General features: G+C 58.6%; 19 protein-coding genes, 4 tRNA genes and 1 pseudogene. 10 read left to right on the plus strand and 14 right to left on the minus strand.

Going from position 1 to position 20,926, the window contains the following annotated elements; all coding sequences use genetic code 11:
* Window positions 1–60: 60 nt before the first annotated feature.
* Entirely contained in the window at window positions 61–579 is a 519-nt protein-coding gene (locus QFX16_RS21570; RefSeq protein WP_283181271.1) for a DUF2062 domain-containing protein, read from the plus strand.
* Window positions 580–717: 138 nt separating this feature from the next.
* On the opposite strand, the gene QFX16_RS21575 is transcribed toward QFX16_RS21570, so the two are convergent.
* From QFX16_RS21575 to QFX16_RS21590, 4 genes are all read right to left on the minus strand, one after another.
* Entirely contained in the window at window positions 718–1,497 is a 780-nt protein-coding gene (locus tag QFX16_RS21575) for an ABC transporter permease (RefSeq protein ID WP_283181272.1), read from the minus strand.
* Window positions 1,494–2,426 carry an ABC transporter ATP-binding protein gene (locus QFX16_RS21580; protein ID WP_033056918.1) on the minus strand — a complete coding sequence of 311 codons (933 nt, stop codon included), beginning with the start codon at window positions 2,424–2,426 and terminating at the stop codon, window positions 1,494–1,496. The genes QFX16_RS21575 and QFX16_RS21580 overlap by 4 nt, the downstream gene beginning before the upstream one ends.
* Before the next feature lie 133 nt (window positions 2,427–2,559).
* Complete coding sequence (locus tag QFX16_RS21585) at window positions 2,560–3,183, minus strand: glutathione S-transferase family protein (protein ID WP_283181273.1); 624 nt, start codon at window positions 3,181–3,183, stop codon at window positions 2,560–2,562.
* 43 nt (window positions 3,184–3,226) lie between these two features.
* On the minus strand, window positions 3,227–3,886 hold the full coding sequence (locus QFX16_RS21590) for a transglutaminase-like domain-containing protein (protein WP_283181274.1): 660 nt from the start codon (window positions 3,884–3,886) through the stop codon (window positions 3,227–3,229).
* Window positions 3,887–4,135: 249 nt separating this feature from the next.
* On the opposite strand from QFX16_RS21590, the gene QFX16_RS21595 reads away from it, so the two are divergent.
* Complete coding sequence (locus QFX16_RS21595; RefSeq protein WP_283181275.1) at window positions 4,136–6,583, plus strand: acyl-CoA dehydrogenase; 2,448 nt, start codon at window positions 4,136–4,138, stop codon at window positions 6,581–6,583.
* An 83-nt stretch (window positions 6,584–6,666) separates the two neighbouring features.
* Complete coding sequence (locus QFX16_RS21600; protein WP_283181276.1) at window positions 6,667–7,074, plus strand: PA2817 family protein; 408 nt, start codon at window positions 6,667–6,669, stop codon at window positions 7,072–7,074.
* Window positions 7,075–7,138: 64 nt separating this feature from the next.
* On the opposite strand, the gene QFX16_RS21605 is transcribed toward QFX16_RS21600, so the two are convergent.
* Window positions 7,139–8,137 carry a LysR family transcriptional regulator gene (locus tag QFX16_RS21605; protein WP_283181277.1) on the minus strand — a complete coding sequence of 333 codons (999 nt, stop codon included), beginning with the start codon at window positions 8,135–8,137 and terminating at the stop codon, window positions 7,139–7,141.
* 91 nt (window positions 8,138–8,228) lie between these two features.
* On the opposite strand from QFX16_RS21605, the gene QFX16_RS21610 reads away from it, so the two are divergent.
* From QFX16_RS21610 to QFX16_RS21625, 4 genes are all read left to right on the plus strand, one after another.
* The gene (locus QFX16_RS21610; RefSeq protein ID WP_283181278.1) at window positions 8,229–8,855 is read left to right on the plus strand and encodes an alanyl-tRNA editing protein; all 627 of its coding nucleotides are present in this window, start codon (window positions 8,229–8,231) and stop codon (window positions 8,853–8,855) included.
* A 92-nt stretch (window positions 8,856–8,947) separates the two neighbouring features.
* Window positions 8,948–9,718 (plus strand): 2OG-Fe(II)-dependent halogenase WelO5 family protein, encoded by a 771-nt coding sequence (locus QFX16_RS21615; RefSeq protein ID WP_283181279.1) that lies wholly within the window; start codon window positions 8,948–8,950, stop codon window positions 9,716–9,718.
* A gap of 1 nt (window position 9,719) precedes the next feature.
* The gene (locus tag QFX16_RS21620; RefSeq protein WP_283181280.1) at window positions 9,720–10,355 is read left to right on the plus strand and encodes a LysE family translocator; all 636 of its coding nucleotides are present in this window, start codon (window positions 9,720–9,722) and stop codon (window positions 10,353–10,355) included.
* A 197-nt stretch (window positions 10,356–10,552) separates the two neighbouring features.
* Window positions 10,553–12,292: a dipeptidase gene (locus tag QFX16_RS21625; RefSeq protein ID WP_283181281.1), complete on the plus strand. Its 1,740-nt coding sequence runs from the start codon at window positions 10,553–10,555 to the stop codon at window positions 12,290–12,292.
* Window positions 12,293–12,600: 308 nt separating this feature from the next.
* Here the strand turns inward: QFX16_RS21625 and QFX16_RS21630 are convergent.
* The 4 genes from QFX16_RS21630 to QFX16_RS21645 all read right to left on the minus strand — a co-directional run bounded on the left by QFX16_RS21630 (window position 12,601) and on the right by QFX16_RS21645 (window position 13,015).
* Window positions 12,601–12,676 (minus strand) — tRNA-Gly (locus tag QFX16_RS21630).
* A gap of 3 nt (window positions 12,677–12,679) precedes the next feature.
* A tRNA-Glu gene (locus tag QFX16_RS21635) sits at window positions 12,680–12,755 on the minus strand.
* A 105-nt stretch (window positions 12,756–12,860) separates the two neighbouring features.
* Window positions 12,861–12,936: transfer RNA gene (locus QFX16_RS21640), tRNA-Gly, on the minus strand.
* 3 nt (window positions 12,937–12,939) lie between these two features.
* Window positions 12,940–13,015, minus strand: a tRNA-Glu gene (locus QFX16_RS21645).
* 393 nt (window positions 13,016–13,408) lie between these two features.
* On the opposite strand from QFX16_RS21645, the gene QFX16_RS21650 reads away from it, so the two are divergent.
* Window positions 13,409–14,167: a hypothetical protein gene (locus QFX16_RS21650; RefSeq protein ID WP_283181282.1), complete on the plus strand. Its 759-nt coding sequence runs from the start codon at window positions 13,409–13,411 to the stop codon at window positions 14,165–14,167.
* 157 nt (window positions 14,168–14,324) lie between these two features.
* Here QFX16_RS21650 and QFX16_RS29820 read toward each other — a convergent pair whose 3' ends face one another.
* From QFX16_RS29820 to QFX16_RS21665, 4 genes and pseudogenes are all read right to left on the minus strand, one after another.
* Window positions 14,325–15,206, minus strand: coding sequence for a methyl-accepting chemotaxis protein (locus QFX16_RS29820; RefSeq protein WP_371317146.1), 882 nt, complete (start codon window positions 15,204–15,206; stop codon window positions 14,325–14,327).
* Window positions 15,186–16,289 (minus strand): annotated as a pseudogene (locus tag QFX16_RS29825) (HAMP domain-containing protein); the annotation flags it as partial. The gene QFX16_RS29820 and the pseudogene QFX16_RS29825, both read right to left, overlap by 21 nt.
* A 108-nt stretch (window positions 16,290–16,397) precedes the next feature.
* On the minus strand, window positions 16,398–17,789 hold the full coding sequence (locus tag QFX16_RS21660; protein WP_283181284.1) for an aminotransferase-like domain-containing protein: 1,392 nt from the start codon (window positions 17,787–17,789) through the stop codon (window positions 16,398–16,400).
* A 182-nt stretch (window positions 17,790–17,971) separates the two neighbouring features.
* On the minus strand, window positions 17,972–18,733 hold the full coding sequence (locus QFX16_RS21665; protein ID WP_283181285.1) for an SDR family oxidoreductase: 762 nt from the start codon (window positions 18,731–18,733) through the stop codon (window positions 17,972–17,974).
* A 101-nt stretch (window positions 18,734–18,834) separates the two neighbouring features.
* Here QFX16_RS21665 and QFX16_RS21670 point away from each other — a divergent pair, with 101 nt between their 5' ends.
* Window positions 18,835–18,972 carry a hypothetical protein gene (locus QFX16_RS21670; RefSeq protein ID WP_283181286.1) on the plus strand — a complete coding sequence of 46 codons (138 nt, stop codon included), beginning with the start codon at window positions 18,835–18,837 and terminating at the stop codon, window positions 18,970–18,972.
* Complete coding sequence (locus QFX16_RS21675; protein WP_283181287.1) at window positions 18,969–19,973, plus strand: NADP-dependent oxidoreductase; 1,005 nt, start codon at window positions 18,969–18,971, stop codon at window positions 19,971–19,973. Before QFX16_RS21670 ends, QFX16_RS21675 begins: the two co-directional genes overlap by 4 nt.
* 132 nt (window positions 19,974–20,105) lie before the next feature.
* Here QFX16_RS21675 and pyrF read toward each other — a convergent pair whose 3' ends face one another.
* Window positions 20,106–20,804: an orotidine-5'-phosphate decarboxylase gene (pyrF, locus tag QFX16_RS21680; protein ID WP_178122744.1), complete on the minus strand. Its 699-nt coding sequence runs from the start codon at window positions 20,802–20,804 to the stop codon at window positions 20,106–20,108.
* Between the last annotated feature and the right edge of the window lie 122 nt (window positions 20,805–20,926).

Below are 20,926 nucleotides of genomic sequence, written 5' to 3' on the forward strand. Positions count from 1 at the left end.
CTGAATGGGCGGTTCATAGAATCCAGACATACTTGCCGCCTTAACCGACCGAGAAGCCTTATGCCCCGGCGCTTATTCAAACGTTACATGCCAGACCCGATCATCATCAGGGAACACAAGTCGTTACGCTTTCTCGGCACCCTGCTGCATGACCCGAACCTCTGGCACCTCAACCGCCATTCCGTCGCACGGGCCATGGCTGTGGGTCTGTTCGCGGCGTTCCTGCCAATTCCATTGCAGATGCTGCTCGCCGCCATTCTCGCCATCATGGTGCGCGGCAACATGCCGATTGCGGTCAGCCTGGTCTGGCTGACCAACCCGATCACCATGCCGGCGGTGTTCTTCTGCACTTACCAGACGGGGGCCTGGCTGATGGACGTTCCCACCCGCCATTTGCCGGACGAGCTGACCTGGGAATGGATCAGCGGCGAACTCTCGACTCTTTGGCAGCCGTTTTTACTCGGCTCGGTGGTGACGGGACTGGTGCTCGGCGCGCTCGCCTATTGCCTGACCATGATGTACTGGCGCTGGTGGGTGGGGCGGCAGTGGCGGCGGCGCAAGAAAAAGCGAATGCAGTAAACGCAAAACGGCCTCCACAGTGGGAGGCCGTTGTTTTTTGTGGTGTCTGGACTGACGCCATCGCGAGCAGGCTCGCTCCCACAGGGGATCCAGTGTGGGAGCGAGCCTGCTCGCGAAGAAGGCGATGCGGTCGTCCTTTTAGGTACGCATCCCGCGTCCACTGACCTGCAGCCGTGCGCAACCGATGTACAACACCACGGTCGCCACCAGCATGAAGGTGATCGCCACGCTGATCCTAATGTCCGAAACGCCAAGAATGCCGTAACGGAAGGCGTTGACCATGTGCAGCACCGGGTTGGCCAGGGACACGGTCTGCCAGAACGGTGGCAGCAAGGAGATCGAGTAGAACACCCCGCCCAGGTAGGTCAGCGGTGTCAGCACAAACGTCGGGATGATCGAGATGTCATCGAAGTTGCGCGCAAACACGGCGTTGATGAAGCCCAGCAGCGAGAAAATCGTCGCCGTCAGCACCACCACCAGAATGGTCACGCCCAGGTGATGCACCTGCAAGTCGGTGAAGAACAGCGACAGCAGGGTCACGATGAGCCCGACCATCAAGCCGCGCAGCACGCCGCCCAGGGTGTAGCCGATCAGAATCGTATGCGGCGACACGGGCGACACCATCAATTCTTCGATGGAACGCTGGAACTTGCTGCCGAAGAAACTCGAGACCACGTTGCCGTAGGAGTTGGTGATCACCGACATCATGATCAGCCCCGGCACGATGTACTCCATGTAGGTGAAGCCACCCATGTCACCGATCTGCCGGCCGATCAGATTGCCGAAGATCACGAAGTACAGAACCATGGTGATGGCCGGCGGCAGCAGCGTCTGCGGCCAGATCCGGGTAAAGCGTTTGACCTCTCGGTAAACGATGGTGTTGAGGGCAACGAGGTTGGGTTGCAGCTCGGAACTCATACCGCCACCTTCGACAGATTTTTCTCCACCAGGGACACGAACAACTCCTCGAGGCGATTGGTTTTGTTACGCAGGCTCAACACTTCGATGTTCTGCTGCGCCAATTGGGTGAACAGCGCGGTGATGCCCATGGCCTTGTCGACCTGAACTTCAAGGGTGTGGCTGTCGAGCAGCTTGGTCGGGTAACCGAGCAACTGCGGCGCGGTTTGCAAAGTGTTTTTGAGGTCGAGCAGGAACGTTTCCACATGCAGTTGGCCGAGCAACTGTTTCATGCTGGTGTTCTCGACGATGGTGCCGTGGTCGATGATGCCGATGTTGCGGCACAACTGCTCAGCCTCTTCCAGGTAGTGGGTGGTGAGGATGATGGTGATGCCTTTCTTGTTCAGCTCGGTGAGGAACGTCCACATCGAGCGACGCAGTTCGATGTCCACACCCGCCGTCGGTTCGTCGAGGATCAGCAAGCGCGGTTCGTGAACCAGCGCACGGGCGATCATCAGTCGACGCTTCATGCCGCCAGACAGTGAACGCGACGGCGTATCGCGCTTGTCCCACAGGCCCAGTTGGGTCAGGTACTGCTCGGCGCGTTCCTTGGCGATTTTCGGCGGGATGCCGTAATAACCGGCCTGGGTCACGACGATATCGAAGGTTTTTTCGAACTGGTTGAAGTTGAATTCCTGAGGTACTACGCCGATGGAGCGCTTGAGCTGCGCAGGATTCTTGTCCAGGTCGTGACCGAAGATATTCACCGTCCCGCTGGTCTTGTTCACCAGGGTCGAGAGGATGCCGATGGTGGTGGATTTTCCGGCGCCGTTAGGGCCGAGCAATGCGAAAAAGTCACCTTCGGCGACGTCCAGATCGATACCACTCAGGGCCTGGAAACCGTTGCCGTAGGTTTTGGTTAGCTGCCGGATGGACAGAGCGGAACTCATATCGGATTTACGCACCAAGAAGGGAAGAAAGGGACAAATAAGGGCGGGCGGCGACTGATACAACCGCGGCGCACGAGCGCAATGGTGCTTGTCGCCGCCACACAAGTACAGTCAAGTGTGTCGATAGTGAGTATTAAGTCAACGCGGTCATAACGGCTTTCTGATACGCCGGACGCTGTTTCAGCCGTGCATACCAGGCTTGCAAATGAGGCTGCGGCGCGCGCTCGATCGGCATCTCGAACCAGGCATAAATGAAACTGCCCAGAGAAATGTCGCCCATGCCAATCTCATCGCCGGACAGGTATGGTTGGGTCGCCAGCGCCTGATCAGCCATCGACAGCAGGCCATCGCACTCCTTGATCGCGGCGTTGATTGCGGGCCAGTCCTGTTGACTTTCCGATGTACGTAACACGCCCCAGAACACCGTGCGGAACGGGCCGGCAAAACTTGAAGTGGTCCAGTCCATCCACTTGTCGGCCGAAGCCCGGGCCTGCAGATCCTCTGGATACCAGGCCGTGCCGTTGGCGTGGCGAGCCATCAGGTAACGCACGATGGCGTTGGATTCCCACAGCACGAAACCCTCGTCTTCAATCACCGGCACGCGACCATTGGGGTTCATCGCGCGATACTGCGGCGTATCGACTACACCAAAGGCGCCGCCCGCATCGATGGCTTCATAGGCCAGGCCCAGCTCCTCGGCGGCCCACAACGGCTTTCTGACATTCGACGAGTTTTTCCGACCCCAGATCTTCAGCATGACCGCCTCTTTATGGATGAATGCGCAGGCAGCATACGCCGGATCAGGCGCGACTCAAATCGCTCTGCATGTCACCCAGCAGCGCGGGCAGTGTGTCGCTGAACAGATGCGGATAGCACTTCTCGAGGTGCTCGAAAAAGAACGATTCAGGCACGTCGGTGAACTGGCCGTGGTCGATCAGGTATTCCATCAATTGCTCGCCGTCGCGATTGAACGGATGGAAAACGCTGTCGTTGATGCCGTCGAATTCAAGTGGTGCGACATTGAACAGTTCGCACAAGCCTTGGTTGAACGCTGGCGTGGCTTTTACCCAGCGGCCGTTCAGATACAGCTCCGTATAGCCGTGCATGGCGAACACATCGCTCTTGAGCAACTCGAGCAACCGCGGCGTCGATAAATGATTGCGCACGTCCGCCAGGCCGATACGCGCAGGGATCGCGCAATGTCGGGCGCACCCGGCCAGCAGCGTGGCTTTGGGCACGCAATAACTCTCCCCCGCTGCCAACGCATAACTGCCGCGCAAGGTATCCGGGACGCGACTGAAGGTGTAAGGGTTGTAACGCACGGCTTCGCGCACGGCGTAATAGAGATTGATCGCCTGCTCTAGAGGATCGCGACGGCTGCCGCGATGTTTTTCGGCGAACTCCACCACCGACGGGTGGTCACTATCGATGAAGCGGCCGGGACTCAGATACTCGTGCATGAGAACAATCTCCTGGGGAAGCCACGAGTCTAGCGACACGTTCAGCACAGAGATAACGACGTTTCGGCCAAACATGGACGCTTTGCCGCCCGCCCAACGAACGATTTCCCTGGCCTGTTGCCCACCGGACCTACAAAACTCATCCATGGTTTCCCACGAATTCAATCACATCGCTCTGACCACCCTGTTTTGCGGATGCCGTCTAAGCTCTGAAAGTTGGTTTTGCCCTAGTTTCACGGAGGATTAAATATGCTGCTGTTGTGGATACTGGTTCTGGTTGTCGGGATTGCGTATTTAGCCCACCGTCGTATCGCCCCACTGCCCGCCCTGTGTGTCGTTGCCGTTTACGTGGTGGCGATGGGCGCTTTCAGCCGCGCGCCCGGCTGGTTGCTGCTGGTTCTCTGGGTGTTGATCGCGGCTGTCGCAGCGCCCTTGTTGCTCCCCGACCTGCGCCGTAAGTATTTCAGTGCGCCGCTGTTCAGCTGGTTCCAGAAAACCCTGCCGCCGATGTCGGAAACCGAACGCGATGCGATCGATGCCGGCACCGTGTGGTGGGACGGCGAACTGTTCAGCGGTCGCCCGGACTGGAACAAACTGCTGTCCTATCCAAAAGCACAGCTGAGCGAAGAGGAACAGGCCTTTATCGACGGCCCGACCGAAGAACTCTGCGCCATGGTCAGCGACTGGCAGATCGGTCAAACCATGGACCTGCCGGCCGAAGCCTGGACCCACATCAAGGAAAACGGCTTCTTCGCCCTGATCATTCCCAAGGAGTTCGGCGGCAAGGGTTTCTCCGCCTATGCCCACTCCCAGGTGGCGATGAAACTGGCAACCCGCAGCGGCGACCTCGCGTCCACCGTGATGGTCCCCAACTCCCTCGGCCCCGCGGAATTGCTGCTGCATTACGGCACCGACGAACAACGCAACCATTACCTGCCACGACTGGCGCGTGGCGATGACATCCCGTGTTTCGCATTGACCGGTCCACTGGCCGGCTCTGATGCCGGCGCCATGCCCGACACCGGGGTGATCTGCAAAGGTGAATGGGAAGGCAAGGAAACCCTCGGTCTGCGCTTGAACTGGGAAAAGCGTTACATCACGCTCGGCCCGGTCGCCACCCTCCTCGGCCTGGCCTTCAAGGCCTACGACCCGGATCACTTGTTGGGCGACGAAGTCGATTTAGGCATCAGCCTCGCGCTGATCCCAACTGATACCGCCGGGGTTGAAATCGGCCGCCGCCATCTGCCGTTGGGCGCTGCATTCATGAACGGCCCGAACTCCGGCAAAGATGTCTTCGTACCGTTGGAGTTCCTCATCGGCGGCCAGGAAATGCTCGGCAAAGGCTGGATGATGCTGATGAACTGCCTGTCGGTCGGGCGTTCGATTTCGTTGCCAGCGGTCGGCACCGGCGCCGCCAAGTTCACCAGTCTGGTGACCGGCCAGTACGCTCAGGTCCGTGAACAATTCAATGTTCCACTGTCGGCCTTCGAAGGTATTCAGGAAGCGATGGCCCGTATCGGCGGCAACGCCTGGATGATGGACGCCGCGCGGATGCTCACCGCCAATGCAGTGGATTTGGGCGAGAAGCCATCGGTGCTGTCGGCGATTCTCAAGTACCACCTCACTGAACGCGGCCGCGAGTGCATCAGCCACGCCATGGATGTTCATGGCGGCAAGGCAATCATCATGGGGCCGAACAACTACCTCGGTCGCAGCTGGAATGGCGCGCCGATTTTCATCACCGTGGAAGGCGCGAACATTCTATCGCGCAACCTGATGATCTTCGGTCAGGGAGCAATTCGCTGCCATCCCTTCGTACTGAAAGAAATGGCCCTCGCCGGCCGTGAAGACAAGGATCAGGCACTCATAGAATTCGACGGCTTGCTACTCAAACACATCGGTTTTGCCGTGAGCAATGCTGCCAGCACGCTGGTGCTGAACCTCGGCTTCGGTCACTTCGAACACGCTCCGGGAGACAAGCTCAGCCAGAGTTATTTCCGTGCGCTCAACCGTCAGGCTGCCGCGTTCGCCATGCTGGCTGACCTGAGCATGATGTTGCTGGGCGGCGAACTGAAACGACGCGAACGCCTGTCGGCGCGTCTGGGGGATGTACTCAGCAACATGTACCTCGCCTCCGCCGCACTCAAGCGTTACCACGACCTCGATTCACCGGAGCACATGGCACCGCTGTTTACCTGGGCCATGGAAGAAAGCCTGGGTCAGTCGGAACGAGCGCTGGATGAACTGCTGAGCAACTTCCCGAACAAGGTGTTGGGTTGCCTGTTGCGGGTGATCGTGTTCCCGTTCGGGCGTCGTCACAAAGGGCCATCGGACAAACTCGGCGCCGAAGTGGCGGCGGTGATCGGTCGCGCCAAGGGCGATCCGACCCTGGAAGAGTTGCTCGGCGGTTGCTACCGGCCGCAATCCACTGATGACCCGGTCGGCGCCCTGCAACATGCATGTAACCTGCTGAGTGCCGCGCAACCGCTGCGCAAAAAGCTTCATGTCGCGCTCAAAAGCGGCCAGGTCAAACCGGTCGCCGGGGAACACGTCATCGATGCAGCGCTTGAGGCTGGCGTGTTGCAGCCCGGGGAAGCGCAGACCTTGCGTGACGCCGAAGCGGCGCGGCGCAAGGTGATTGATGTCGATGATTTCGACAAAGAGGAGCTGGCGCTGGCAGACGGAAAGGTCCGCTGATCCATGTTGTACTCTCCACCATGTAAAAACGGGCGCAGGGGCTTTATACTCCCGCGCCCGTTTTGCTCTTGAGGACTTATCTCGTGTCCAATGTCGTTGCCGATCATCTTGTCTTGCTCGACCACCTGCGCAGCATCCTGGTCGCCGTAGGTGAGGCCGAACAGGTTCCCGAAGAAAGCCATGCCTTGTTCCTGGAGCGCTTCGACGAACTGCGTGCGTTGCTGCCGGTCGACCCGATCGAAAGCCAATACCTGGGCCAGGACATTCTGTGCCAGGTGATCACCCGCTACCCGCAAATCGCTCACCTGGTCCCGCGCGACCTGCTGTGGTACTTCGCCGGTGACTGCCTGCATTACATGCCCGACGATGAAATCGACGTGTACCAGGCGCTGGAAGAACGTCGTTTCGAAGCCGAACAAAACGACGAACCGTTCGACTGGAACCAGGAAAAACAGCTGCTGGCGATGTCGAAAGACGACAGCAAACACTGATCCCCGGTCAGAAATACAAAAGGCCCGCATGGTTGAACATGCGGGCCTTTTTTTGATCTTCGCTTCAGAGCAATCCATCACTCTCCGGCAACTCATACTCTACCGCGACCTTACCCGAGCCACTCAACTTGCCAGGCTTGCTCAGGGTCGGTTCCTTTTCCAGGCACTCCACCAGATAGTCGATCAGCACCCGTAACTTCGGTGGCAAATAACGGGTCGGCGAATGCAGCAGCCAGGCACCGCCGTGGTAAGACGCCAGAAAGGTCCAGTCCGGCAACACCTGCACGATCAGTCCCTGCTCCAGCGCATAACGTGCGGTGAAATACGGCAGGCTGCCAATCCCGATGTGCTGCAACACTGCGCCCAACCGCACGCCGGTGTGATTGGCCGCATAACGTCCGCGCACGCCAACGGTTACAGCCTTGGTGCCTTTCTTGAATTTCCAGCGTGCATCGCTCGGCGTTTCGCCCAGATAGATGCAGCTGTGGTTGAGCAAGTCGTGGGGATGGGTCGGTGTGCCGTGTTCGGCCAGGTATTGCGGCGTTGCACAGAGCATATGATCGATGGTCAGCAATTGCCGCCCGACCAGTCCAGCAGGTGGCCGATCTGTAATACGAATCGCCAGATCAACGTTGTCGTCGATCAAATCCACCTGGCGGTCCTCGAGCAACAACTCCACGTCCACTTTGGGATAGCGACGCAAAAATTCCGGCATATGCGGATGAATCACGAAACGCCCCACCGCCTTCGGCACACTGACGCGCACCAGTCCTTCCGCTTCATGGGTGAACTGGCCGCTGATTTCCATCACCGATTTGGCTGCGCTGACCATCTCCTGGCAGCGCTTGAACACCTCTTCGCCACCGTCGCTCAAGCGCAACTTGCGCGTGGTTCTCTGCAGCAAACGGGTGGCAAGCGCCTTCTCCAAGCGCGAAATGCTGCGACTGACCGCCGAGGGTGAAGAACCCAACTGTCGAGCAGCCTCGGAGAAGCTGCCAGTCTCGACAACCTTGACGAAGATCGCCATTTCACCGAGCAATGGCAGTGGAAGATTTATGCTCACAGCGCAACAGTCCTTTGATGTTTGAACGGATTATCACGCAATTCCACGCTCCATATAATAAAAAATAGAATTGTTAATAAGGGCATGGAATATGACGCTTCGCCTCTTTTTCCATAGTGATGACCTCAAGGCCAATGTGGAAGTCCTGGATTGCACGCCCCATGAGAACGAATTTGCCGTGGTGCTGCGCGCCACGTTGTTTCATCCCCAAGGCGGAGGACAGCCCTTTGACACCGGTTGGATCGGCGAAAGCCAGGTCCTGCGGGTTGTTCAGGATCCAGAGCGGATCATTCATTTCGTCGACCATCCGGTAAAACCGGGCATGACTCAGATTCGGGTCGACGAACAACGCCGCCAGTTCAACTCACGCATGCATTCCGCCGGCCACCTGATCGGCCACTTCGTCCAGGCCATGGGCTGGATGCCGATCAAGGCTCATCACTGGCCGGGCGAAGGACGCGTGCAATTCAAACCGGCAGAGTCGGCAAAAGAGGTTGATGCCGAGATGGTTCAGCACGGCATCGAGCAGTGGATCGCCCATGATTTTCCGCGCCTGACATCGATGCGTGAAGGCGCCCGGGAAATCGGTTTCGGTGAACTGCCCGCCTACGGCTGCGGCGGCACCCATGTACGCAGCCTGAAGGATTTGGGCACGGTCACGATCACTTCCCTTTCACTGAAGAAGGGAACGCTATCAGTCCACTACAGCGTGGATTGAGCATTTGGGCGATACCGTTCCTGTCATCGCCTGACGCCGGGGGAACCTGCGGTCGCGGGTTCTGTTGACTATCTGATAGATGGACCTAAGACATGATGCTTGACGTCGAGCGTCTCGATGAGACGTGCATAAAAAAACTGGCCAACGAAGAAGTCCTCGCCGTCCGCGTCAAAGGCTTGTTGCCCAAGCCGCTGGCGATTCAGATTGGCGACAAGATCCTCGCCCCGGGCTTTGAAGGCTATATCAATGCGCCGAGCATCGGTCGCATCGGCATGGCGTTTTATGAAGCGGAAAACCAGCCGCTGCTGATCGAAGATTATTTCGAACGTGCCACCCGCAACATTGCGGAATTGCGCAACCGGTGTGCGCCCTATTCGTCCCCCGTCGACACCCTGCGCTGCATGCTCGACGAGTCCTGGCCGGCGGGTGCGCACCTGGAAAATCTCTACGGTCGCAAGATGTATGTCGGGCTGTCCCGGGTGGTAAAACCCGGGATCTGTTTTCTGGCCCACCACGACATTTTCGCCAAGGACGCCCCGGACAGTTACCAGGCTAAAAGCCTGGAAGCGCAGTTCGCCTGCAATGTTTACCTGAACATGCCCGCCGAGGGCGGTGCACTGCAGATGTGGGACCACGACATCTCCCCGGACCAGTTTGACGAAATGCGTGGCGACAGTTACGGAATCGATCCGGCTCTGCTCGGGACTCCGACCCTGGAGATTCTTCCCGAGCCGGGTGATTTCATCATGTTCAATTCGCGCTGCATGCACTCGGTGACACCGGGTGTGGCTGATCCGCGCTTGAGCCTTTCGTTCTTTGTCGGCTATCGCGGCAATGCTTCACCCCTTACTTTCTGGAGTTGAAATGCTTTCGAATTACCTGGGCGAGTTTCTGGCGCTGGCAACTATCCACTTTCTGGCCGTGGTTGCACCCGGACCGGACTTCGCAGTGACCATCCGCCAGAGCGTGCGCTTCGGTCGACTGGTCGGGATTTGCACGGCGCTGGGCATCGGTGCGGGCATTTCCGTGCACGTGCTTTACACCTTGCTCGGGGTCGGCGCGCTGATGCACACGACGCCTTGGCTGCTGACGGTGGCCAAGGTTGTGGGTGGCGCTTACATTTTGTACCTCGGTGTCAGCCTGCTGCGCAGCAAGCCCAAGACCGTACTGGAAGGCGACAAACCTGACGAACCGGTCGCAGAACAAACTTTGCTGAAGGCATTTACCACCGGCTTCCTGACCAACGCGACCAACCCGAAAGCCACACTGTTTTTCCTGGCGATCTTCACCACCATCATCAGCACCACAACGCCACTGAAGATCCAGGCGCTTTACGGAATCTGGATGTGTTTTGTGAATGCGCTGTGGTTTGTGATCGTCGCGCTGTTCTTTTCCAGTGCCCGGGTACGGCTGCTGTTTATGCGCATGGGGCACTGGTTCGAACGCACCATGGGGGTGATTCTGATCCTGTTCGCCGGGCGCCTGATTCTGTCGATGTAAAATCTGCGGCCATGCAAAAGGCCCGCTCAGTCGACTGGCGGGCCTTTTCCGTTTCTGCGTCGCTTTTGCATTTCTGTGCGACAGATCTCACTTCAGGGACTCCCGGACTGCTCACTCGTGGTGTTAGTTTGGGAACGTTTTCTTGTCCCATCGATCAGCAACTTCTCACAAACGCCTGCAAAGGAATGCCCCCAGCAATGAATTTCTCACTCAAGCACCTGGCCGCGTCGACTCTGATACTGGTCAGCCTTTCGTCGTTCACCCTGACAGCGCACGCTAACATCACCCCGCAACAGAGCGCGGCTATCCTCAAGACCTTCAGCGACGCATCGGTAACGGATTTCAGGCAGTTCCTGGGAGGCCTGGCCAAAAGCGACCTTGGCAAAACCGACGACCTCGGCCCGGCCATCAGTGCCTTTCTCGACAACAAGACCCTTTCTTCAGAACAGCAGAACGAGATCCATCGCCTGCTCGGCCTCTATGCACGCGTGAAGTACGGCAGCGCCGCCACTGAGACCCTGCGCGAGTTGGTGGCCATCCCGACCTTCCGTGTGGATGGCGTTGCCCAGCACGACAATCCCGAATTCATCAAGATCGCCGACAAGATCAAAAGCCTTGCCCAGGCCTTCAACCTGAACTTTCGCAACATCGACAATCGCGTCTATGAGATCTCCCTGGAAGGCAGTGGGGATGAAGTCGTGGGCATTCACGCGCATGCCGACGTGGTGCCCGTGACGCCGGAGAACTGGGTCCTGAAAGACGGCACCCAACTTGATCCGTTCAAGGTCACTTTGATCGGCGACCGCCTGTATGGCCGGGGCACCGAGGATGACAAGAACGGCATCGTGGTGTCGCTCTATGCCATGAAGGTCATCAAGGAAGAGAAGCTGCCGCTGGCCAGGAATTTCAAGCTGCTGGTCGACACCACCGAAGAAACTACCGGCGACGCCATCCCCTATTACTTCGAAAACAACCCGACACCCAACTACAACCTGGCGCTGGATGGCGGCTACCCGGTGGTGATTGCCGAGAAAGGCTACGGCACCGTCATGGCGAACTTTGCCAAGCGCAAGGCAGAGGGCAAGGGTGCTGAAATCATCTCGATGACGGGCGGCATGGCCACCAACCAAATTCCGTCGACGTCGGTCGCCACCCTTTTGAGTGACAAGCCTGCTGAGTTGGCCGCCAGCCTGCAGAAGGCAGGTAGCGATTATGCCAAGCGCAATGGCGGCAACTTCGAGGTAACCGCCAAGGTCGTCGGCAAGGACATCAAGCTGACGGTCACCGGCGTTTCGGCCCACTCCTCCGAGCCCGAGTCAGGTGTTAACCCGGTGGCCAGGATGCTGGATTTCATCAACAGCCTTGACGGAAAAGTCGCGCTCAAGCACAACCACATTACCGATGCTGCTCGCTACGCCGCCGACAACTGGGGGCTGGATTACCTGGGTGGCAAATTGGCGGTCGGCTTTTCCGATGCCTTCATGGGACCGTTGACCACTTCCCTGACCTATGTCGGGATGGATGAGAAAGCCTTCAAGCTCGCGGTCAACCTGCGGGTGCCGAAGGGCAAATCCCCCGAAGTGCTCAAAGCCGAAATCGCCGAAAAGCTTGGCGCCTGGAGCAAGAAGACCCACGTTGCGGTGGCCTTCGACTATTCGATCGCCGAGCCGATGTACCGCAACCCCGAGGGTGAATGGGTCAAGGCCCTGCTGGCTGTGGCCAGCGAAAACCTTGGCATGGAACACACGTTCAGTACTTCCGCCGGCGCCACCTCGGTCCATGAACTGCCCAATGGCGTGCAATTCGGCCTGGCCAGGCCCGAGATCAAGTACACCGGCCACACTGACAACGAGTTCAAGACCGTCGACCAGTTCTTGCTGGACCTGCAGATCGTGACCGAGATGATGGGGCGTATTGGGCAGTTGCCGAAGCTCTGATTCCCTTTCGGACCCGCTATTTTGGCGGGTCCACTGCTTTGATCGTAGCAACGCATACCCTGTAGCAGCTGGCGAAGCCTGCGTTCGGCTGCGCAGCAGTCGTGAAATCAGGCAATGCGGTCCTTCAGGACTACCTCGCGCTCAGTTTTACGACTGCTGCGCAGCCGAACGCAGGCTTCGCCAGCTGCTACAAGGTGCGACTTGGCTTACCTGATCGGCATTTCCCGAAGAAGGTTGTTTTCTGTTGCGCCATAAAAGACGCGCAAACAAAAACGCCGCTCATTGCTGAGCGGCGTTTTCGTTAAATATGGAGCGGGAAACGAGACTCGAACTCGCGACCCCGACCTTGGCAAGGTCGTGCTCTACCAACTGAGCTATTCCCGCAAATGGCGTCCCCTAGGGGACTCGAACCCCTGTTACCGCCGTGAAAGGGCGGTGTCCTAGGCCACTAGACGAAGGGGACACGCTAACTGAAACACATGGTGTGTATTTCAGTGCCCAAATCCGCATCCGAAGATGCTGGTTCTGGTTTCACTCAGCCCTGCCCGAAAGCAACGCTGTTTAAAATTGGAGCGGGAAACGAGACTCGAACTCGCGACCCCGACCTTGGCAAGGTCGTGCTCTACCAACTGAGCTATTCCCGCATATGGCGTCCCCTAGGGGACTCGAACCCCTGTTACCGCCGTGAAAGGGCGGTGTCCTAGGCCACTAGACGAAGGGGACACACGTACAACATTCACTCCCTACCGCGTTTCGCTGTGTGCTTTACGCTGTAAGTGGCGCGCATTCTATGGATGGATTGAGGGGTCGTCAACCCCCAGATATAAATTTATTTAAATCAATGACTTCGCCCTGCTTTGAGACACTAATCGGGCTTTTCCGTCGCCCGGGGTTTGACGCCTATATTCTGACACCCGCCAAGACGTTATAGTCCACCTACGCCAAAGATGATGGCATTGTGCACCGCGCACGCTATTACTTATATAAGCAGGAACGCGGCCGATACAGGCAGTGCAGTAGCCGATTCAACTCGCTGAGTGGCGCTATGCGTCCCAATGCCAAGCCACTACACTCGCACGCGAACCCCATAAAGAGGTCTTACCGGTGACACCACTCATGATCACCCTGCTAGTCATAGCCGGGATCGCACTATTGATCGCCATTGGCTACATGAACCATGTGGTGGAAAACAATAAGCTGGAAAAGGCCCGCGCCAAGGTTGAGCTCAACGATCGTCTGCGTCGTTGCGGCGAAATCACCGAGACCTTTCCCGGCCAGTTGATGACACCGGCACTCAAGCTGCTGTTGACCCGTCTGGAATTGAACGTCTGCCAACGCCTGCTCAATCTGGAAAAAACCAGCTCCAACCTCAAGGCACGGATTGGCGAACTGAGCGCCTTGGTCGGCCATGGCGAATCGATCCCGGTCAACAACCCGCCGGCACCGATTCAGACCGAAGCCAAAGCTAAAGACGTACGCTTCCTGCTCGAAGCCATGCACGGCCAAATCACCCGCGCCGCACAGGACGGCTTCCTGCCAACCAACGAAGCCAAACGCTGGATCCGCGAAGTTCGCCACCTCCTGGTCCTGCTGCACATCGAATTCTTCAACAACCTCGGCCAGCACGCCCTGCAACAGAACCAGCCCGGCCAGGCCCGCCTGGCATTCGAGCGCGGCGTGCAATACCTGCGCAAACAACAGGAACCCCAGGTCTACGCCGAACAGCTGGAATACCTGGAAAAACTCCTGGCTCGCGCCAACGCACAAGTCATGGACAACATCGCCCCGGCAGAAGGCGAAGTGAACCAGCTGACCGAAGGCCTCAAAGACGTCGAGGCCGATGCGGACTGGAAGAAAAAAGTGATCTACGACTGATCACAAAAAACAGAGAAGCCACCTAAACAGGTGGCTTTTTTTTTGCGTTGAGTTTGGCGTGCCCCCCCCCCTAAAAAAACAGGTCAGCCGTCAGGCCGCCATCGCGGCGATGCGGCGACCCGACAAGCCCGGCTCCCACAGTTGATAGGTATACGCCTCAGAGCCGAAAGTGCCCCACCATCCCCTTCAACTCAACCCCCAACTGCGCCAACTCAATACTGGAAGCCGCATTCCCCTGCATCGCCAACGAAGACTGATCTGCACTCGCCCGGATACTCGTGACACTGCGATTAATCTCCTCAGCCACTGAACTCTGCTCCTCGGCAGCCGCTGCAATCTGCTGGTTCATCTGCTGAATCAAAGACACTGCCGCTGCGATACTCCCCAGCGCACTCTCAGTCTGCAACGCATCACTCACCGCCAGCTTCACCAGCTCGCCACTGTTCTGAATCTGCTGAACAGAAGACTGAGCCGCCGAACGCAAGGCACTCACCAGTCGCTCAATCTCCTCGGTAGACTGCTGAGTACGCTTGGCCAGGGCCCGCACTTCATCGGCCACCACCGCAAAGCCCCTGCCCTGCTCGCCAGCTCGAGCCGCCTCGATAGCGGCGTTGAGGGCCAACAGATTGGTCTGTTCGGCCACACTCTTGATGACGCTCAGTACCGTACCGATGTTCTGGATTTCCGCACTCAAACTTTCGATGCTCGAACTGGCCGAGGTAGCTGAATCCGCCAACTGTTCGATCCGCGCCATGCTCTGGCGCACCACCTGCTGACCACTTTCAACCTTGCCGTCCGCCGTCTGCGCCGCCTGAGCGGCCTCCTCCGCGTTACGCGCAACGTCGTGCACGGTGGCGGTCATCTGGTTCATCGCGGTAGCGACCTGTTCGGTTTCTTCCTTCTGGCTGCTGACTTCAAGATTGGTCTGCTCGGTCACCGCCGACAACGACTGCGCTGAACTGGCCAACTGTTCGATACCCGCCTGCAAACCGCTGACAATACTGCTAAGCCCTGCGCCCATCTGCTGCATGGCCTGCATCAGCTGCCCGATCTCATCACGACGGGTCACTTCAACCGTCGCACTCAAATCGCCAGAGGCAATCTGTTGAGCAACACGGATCACACTGCGCAGCGGTGCCACGATCAACCGGGTAATCACCCAGGCCGCAATCAGCCCGACCAGCAGTGCCAGCGCCGAGGAACCGATGATCAGCAGCGAGTTCTTTTTCAGCTCCGTCTGCATCGACTGGTCTTCGGCGACATAGGCCTGATCCACCCGCTCCACCACCTGAGCGGCGCGCTGATGGAGTTGCTCATAGACGGTTTTTTCCTGGGCCAGCAGACCGGTGTACTCGGCGAGTTTTTCGCTGAATCCGCCAATGTGTCCGACCACTTCATTGAGGACAGTCTGGTAACCCTCATCCTTGACCGTGGTTTTCAGCTGCTCGGCCTGGGTCAGTGCCTGGTCGGCCTGTTCGATCTTGCCCTGCCCTGCGCTGTCGTCGCCCTTGCGGCTCAGGTCCAGGCGCACACGCGCTTCGTTCATGGCTTGCAACATCAACCGCGACACCTGGCTGACCTGATTGGCCTGTTCGATGAACTGACCACCGTCCTTGCCTTCGGATTCCTTCAAGGTATAAGCGCCGTCATCGGCCAGCCCGGCCTGCAGCACGTCGAGGTTATTGGCCACGCTGGACACCGACCAACTGGCCATCTCCAGTGCCAGGTCCTTGGCCTGGCTGAGCGAGACGAACTCGTCAAAGGCCTTTCGGTAAGCCCCCAAAGACTGCTCGACGTCATTCATCACCGGCACGTTGGCCGCAGACGCCGCTTTCAGTTGGGTCGCCAGGGCGATCAGGCCGTCAACGCCCTCGCGCAGCGCATCGGCGGTTTTCGGGTTGCCGTGCAAGGCGTATTCCTGCTCGAGCAGTCTCACCTTGAGCAAACCGCTGTTGAGCGACGACATCTGCTTGAGCCCATCGAAGCGCTGGCTGATGGTTTGCAAGGACCATACGCCGATGGCCGCCACCAAGGCGGTCAACAGCAGCACCAGTACAAACCCGACACCCAGTTTTTTCGCCATACCGAGGTTGGCAAAACGTCCTTGCACGGCCGAAATCATTGCACTTAGTCCCCTGACATAGTCTGTTGACGCAGATTCGCAACGGGCCTGTATCAACACAAGTCTCCGGCGTCGGAATAATGGCAAATAGCTACGCCTACGTCGTTTTCAGAACGCTTGAGGTCGATCCCGAGCGGTGGCCTGAAAAAACGCCCGGGCTCGCGGATCACAGGCATAGGCCACATTGATACGCTGCCAGCCACTGGCCTCTGCGGTGGGACTGAATGCCGTCGCTGAAGACAACAGGACACCGAAGCGCTGGGCTTGTTTGCGCACCTGAGCGTAGTCGGACATCCGCGATCGCGCCCAGATGAACAGGCCTCCAACCGGCTTGCCGAAAACCTCCCATTCGGCGTCTTCAAGCACTTGCAACGCAGCCTCCCTGTCATTGCTCAAACGCTGGCGCTGGCGCTGGACCAATTTGCGGTAGGCACCGCTGGCTAAAAGGCTTGCCAGCACCGACTCGCAAAACCGTGAAGCGCCCATGCTGCTGATCATCTTGACCTCGGCCAGCCGCGAAATAACCCCGGCGCCGGCCACTACAAAACCGACCCGCAACGAACTGCTGAGGGTTTTGGAGTAGCTGCCGACGTAGATCACGTTGTCATCGATACCCAACGCAGCGAGGCGCGTACCGGGGCCGCTGTGCAAATCCGCATAGACGTCGTCTTCGATCACCAGAAGGCCATAAGTTTTGGCTAATTGCAGAACCCGCTGCGCCACCGCCGGCGCCAGGCTGCTGCCAGTGGGATTGTGATAGAAGCTATTGATAAAGATCCCGCAGGGCCTGTACTTAACCAGCAGTGCCTCAAGCACTTCAATGTCCGGTCCGTGCGGGGTTCGTGGCACCTCGATCATGCTGACACCGTGCAGCCTGAGCAAATCGAACAGCAAGGAATAACCGGGACTCTCCACCACCACGCAATCACCCGGCTTGAACAAGGTCCGCACGATCAGGTCCAGCCCCTGACTGGCCCCCGCCGTTGTCAGGATCCGGCTTTCCTCCACCACGATATCCAGCTGTTTCAGGCGTTTGTGGATCTGCTGGCGCAAGGCTGGCAGGCCCAGCGGCGTGCTGTAGTTGAACAGGCCGGCCATGTCGGTGCGACTGACCTGACGGATCGCGTAGCTCAAGTCGTCAGTTTCGCGCCAGCTCTCGGGCAGTCCGCCACACCCCAGTTTGAGTTCGCCCGAAGTGCCGCCCTGCTTCGTTTCTACCCCCTCGAACCAGGGGCAGTCCTGTTGCCCTTGAGCGGCCGGCGCTGGCATGGCGACAATGAAACCGGCGCCATGACGCGACGCCAGCACTCCTTGAGCCACCAGACGCTCACAGGCCTCAACGACGCTGGACTGACTGAGCAAATTGATCCGGGCGATTTGCCGCACGGAAGGCAAACGCGTCCCCGGCGGCACCTCGCCACGGCGAAGCCAGCAGGCTAGTGCGTCGACGATTTGCTGTACGACCGGCACCATTGCCTGTCGATCGATTCTCAACTCCATGAGCAAGCAAACTCCTGTCCGTTTTGCGGGAAACAGTTAATCACAGGATTGGTCGATCAGCTGTGCGACAACGCCGCTAAAACCGTCGGTTCTAACCATTTGAAACACATTGCCCAGCCCCGTTAAGGAACCGAAAAAAAACCCGCACAAATGCGGGTTTTTTCCTACGCTGCAGTGCTTGGTCAGAATGCCGTGACGCCACCGTCTACCGCCAGCGAGTGCCCCGTGGTGAACGCTGCGCCGTCGCTGCACAGGTACAACACCGCACTGGCGATTTCCTCGACCTTACCGATGCGCCCGACGGGGTGCATGGCATTGGCGAACTCACCTTTCTTCGGGTCGGCTTCATAGGCACGGCGGAACATGTCGGTGTCGATCACTGCCGGACACACCGCGTTCACGCGAATCTTTTTCTTGGCGTATTCGATGGCCGCCGATTTGGTCAAGCCGATCACCGCATGTTTCGACGCCGCGTAAATACTCATCTTCGGCGCAGCCCCGAGGCCAGCTACCGATGCGGTGTTGACGATTGCACCGCCGCCCTGGGCCAACAGCAATGGCAACTGGTACTTCATGCACAACCAGACGCCTTTGACGTTGACGCCCATGATCGCGTCGAACTCATCGACCGTGCCTTCGGCTAACTTGCCTTTCTCGATCTCGATGCCAGCGTTGTTGAAGGCATAGTCGAGACGGCCGTAGGTATTGACCACCTCGTCCATCAGATTTTTTACATCGCTTTCCAGCGTGACGTTGCAGCGCACGAAGGTGGCTTCACCGCCAGCGGCACGAATCAGCGCCACCGTGTCCTCACCACCCGTTGCGTCCAGGTCAGCCACTACCACTTTCAAGCCTTCAGCGGCGAACGCCTGGGCGGTCGCGCGGCCAATGCCATTGGCGGCGCCCGTTACAACGGCGACCTGGCCAGAAAACGTCATGCTCATTGATATGTCCTCGAAGAGAAGATGCAGGGGATCGCGTGTTCTCAATCTAGCCACAAGGGCCTGCGGCGCGGCAGCACTATCAGAAGGCCGGTTGGGTGCCCATGAGTGACAGTGATAAAACCGTCGGTTCGACTATCACTGCACTGGATCGATGTGCATTCGCCGCATCAGCCAAACTTGCGGCATCGTTCATGAAGGTCTATCAACAAGTCTTCATTCATCTTGAGTGCCTGTCATGACTACCCAGACCAATCGCCAGTTCCTGCTCGCCAAACGTCCGGTGGGCGCGGCGACCCGCGAGACCTTCACCTATCAAGAAGTACCGGTCGGCGAACCGGTTGCGGGTCAGATCCTGGTCAAAAACGAATACCTGTCCCTGGACCCGGCCATGCGAGGCTGGATGAACGAGGGCAAGTCCTACATCCCGCCGGTCGGTATCGGCGAAGTGATGCGCGCATTGGGCGTAGGTAAAGTCGTTGCCTCGAATAATCCGGGCTTCGCGGTCGGGGACTACGTCAACGGTGCCTTGGGCGTGCAGGATTACTTCCTCGGCGAGCCACGAGGTTTCTACAAGGTCGATCCGAAACTGGCGCCTCTGCCGCGCTATCTGTCTGCACTGGGCATGACCGGGATGACCGCATATTTCGCCCTGCTCGATGTCGGCGCGCCAAAGGCTGGCGACACCGTGGTGCTGTCGGGCGCGGCCGGTGCGGTGGGCAGCATTGCCGGGCAGATCGCCAAGATCAAAGGTTGCAGGGTAGTCGGCATTGCCGGGGGCGCGGACAAGTGCCAGTTCCTGATCGACGAACTGGGTTTTGACGGCGCCATCGATTACAAAAACGAAGACGTCCACGCCGGCCTCAAGCGCGAATGTCCGAAAGGCGTCGATGTGTATTTCGATAACGTCGGCGGCGACATTCTCGACGCGGTGTTGAGTCGTCTGAACATGAAGGCGCGGGTGGTGATCTGTGGCGCCATCAGCCAGTACAACAACAAGGAAGCGGTCAAAGGTCCGGCCAACTACCTGTCGCTGCTGGTCAACCGCGCGCGGATGGAAGGTTTTGTGGTGATGGACTATGCCACGCAGTTCGCCGCCGCCGGACAGGAAATGGCCGGCTGGATGGCCAAGGGGCAACTCAAGAGCAAGGAAGATATTGTTGAAGGACTGGAGACGTTCCCGGAGACGCTGATGAAGTTGTTCAGCGGCGAGAATTTCGGGAAGTTGGTTCTGAAGGTTTAACCCGACATTTATAGTCGCCACAAAACCAATGTGGGAGCGAGCCTGCTCGCGAAAGCGGAGTGTCAGTCGACATCAATGTTGACTGATACACCGCTTTCGCGAGCAGGCTCGCTCCCACAGGTTTAGCGGCGTTTAGGCCAGTTCGGCTACCACAGCGGCGAGCGCCTTGGCCGGATCCGCGGCCTGGCTGATCGGACGGCCGATCACCAGATAATCCGAACCGGCATCCAGCGCCTGACGCGGGGTCAGAATGCGGCGCTGATCGTCCTGGGCGCTGCCCGCCGGACGAATCCCCGGGGTCACCAGTTGCAACGACGGGTGCGCCGACTTCAGGGCCTGAGCTTCCATAGCCGAACAAACCAGACCGTCCATCCCGGCTTTTTCCGCCAACGCGGCCAGGCGCAACACTTGCTCCTGCGGCTCGATATCCAGACCGATACCCGCCAGGTCTTCACGCTCCATGCTGGTCAGCACGGTCACGCCGATCAGCAGTGGTTTCGGACCGGTGCGCTGGTCGAGCACTTCGCGGCACGCGGCCATCATGCGCAAACCACCGGAGCAGTGCACATTGACCATCCACACGCCCATTTCCGCAGCCGCCTTGACGGCCATGGCGGTGGTGTTCGGGATGTCATGGAACTTGAGGTCCAGGAACACTTCGAAACCCTTGTCACGCAGGGTGCCAACGATTTCCGAAGCGCAGCTGGTGAACAATTCTTTACCGACTTTGACCCGGCACAGCTTCGGGTCCAACTGATCGGCCAGCTTCAGTGCGGCGTCACGGGTGGGGAAATCCAGGGCGACGATGATAGGAGTCTGGCAGGCGGACATGAGTGGGCTCTCAGGCAGGTCGAAATCGGCGCGCATTGTAGCGGAACCAGCGCCTCTGCGGGACCCGATGATCGGTAATTCGTCGAGGCGGCTCAAGCAAGACTAGCCCTTACACCCATTGT

The organism is Pseudomonas svalbardensis, from assembly GCF_030053115.1.
Classification (GTDB): Bacteria; Pseudomonadota; Gammaproteobacteria; order Pseudomonadales; family Pseudomonadaceae; genus Aquipseudomonas; species Aquipseudomonas svalbardensis.

Excerpts from the sequence above, each read along its gene's own strand:
- QFX16_RS21615 (WP_283181279.1), top strand. The coding sequence starts at position 8,948 with ATGATGCTTGACGTCGAGCGTCTCGATGAGACGTGCATAAAAAAACTG.
- QFX16_RS21675 (WP_283181287.1), top strand. The coding sequence starts at position 18,969 with ATGACTACCCAGACCAATCGCCAGTTCCTGCTCGCCAAACGTCCGGTG.
- QFX16_RS21580 (WP_033056918.1), bottom strand. The coding sequence starts at position 2,426 with ATGAGTTCCGCTCTGTCCATCCGGCAGCTAACCAAAACCTACGGCAAC.
- QFX16_RS21665 (WP_283181285.1), bottom strand. The coding sequence starts at position 18,733 with ATGAGCATGACGTTTTCTGGCCAGGTCGCCGTTGTAACGGGCGCCGCC.
- QFX16_RS21590 (WP_283181274.1), bottom strand. The coding sequence starts at position 3,886 with ATGCACGAGTATCTGAGTCCCGGCCGCTTCATCGATAGTGACCACCCG.
- QFX16_RS21620 (WP_283181280.1), top strand. The coding sequence starts at position 9,720 with ATGCTTTCGAATTACCTGGGCGAGTTTCTGGCGCTGGCAACTATCCAC.
- QFX16_RS21650 (WP_283181282.1), top strand. The coding sequence starts at position 13,409 with ATGATCACCCTGCTAGTCATAGCCGGGATCGCACTATTGATCGCCATT.
- QFX16_RS21670 (WP_283181286.1), top strand. The coding sequence starts at position 18,835 with ATGAGTGACAGTGATAAAACCGTCGGTTCGACTATCACTGCACTGGAT.
- QFX16_RS21625 (WP_283181281.1), top strand. The coding sequence starts at position 10,553 with ATGAATTTCTCACTCAAGCACCTGGCCGCGTCGACTCTGATACTGGTC.
- QFX16_RS21660 (WP_283181284.1), bottom strand. The coding sequence starts at position 17,789 with ATGGAGTTGAGAATCGATCGACAGGCAATGGTGCCGGTCGTACAGCAA.
- QFX16_RS21610 (WP_283181278.1), top strand. The coding sequence starts at position 8,229 with ATGACGCTTCGCCTCTTTTTCCATAGTGATGACCTCAAGGCCAATGTG.
- pyrF (WP_178122744.1), bottom strand. The coding sequence starts at position 20,804 with ATGTCCGCCTGCCAGACTCCTATCATCGTCGCCCTGGATTTCCCCACC.
- QFX16_RS29820 (WP_371317146.1), bottom strand. The coding sequence starts at position 15,206 with ATGCAGGCCATGCAGCAGATGGGCGCAGGGCTTAGCAGTATTGTCAGC.
- QFX16_RS21575 (WP_283181272.1), bottom strand. The coding sequence starts at position 1,497 with ATGAGTTCCGAGCTGCAACCCAACCTCGTTGCCCTCAACACCATCGTT.
- QFX16_RS21595 (WP_283181275.1), top strand. The coding sequence starts at position 4,136 with ATGCTGCTGTTGTGGATACTGGTTCTGGTTGTCGGGATTGCGTATTTA.
- QFX16_RS21585 (WP_283181273.1), bottom strand. The coding sequence starts at position 3,183 with ATGCTGAAGATCTGGGGTCGGAAAAACTCGTCGAATGTCAGAAAGCCG.
- QFX16_RS21570 (WP_283181271.1), top strand. The coding sequence starts at position 61 with ATGCCCCGGCGCTTATTCAAACGTTACATGCCAGACCCGATCATCATC.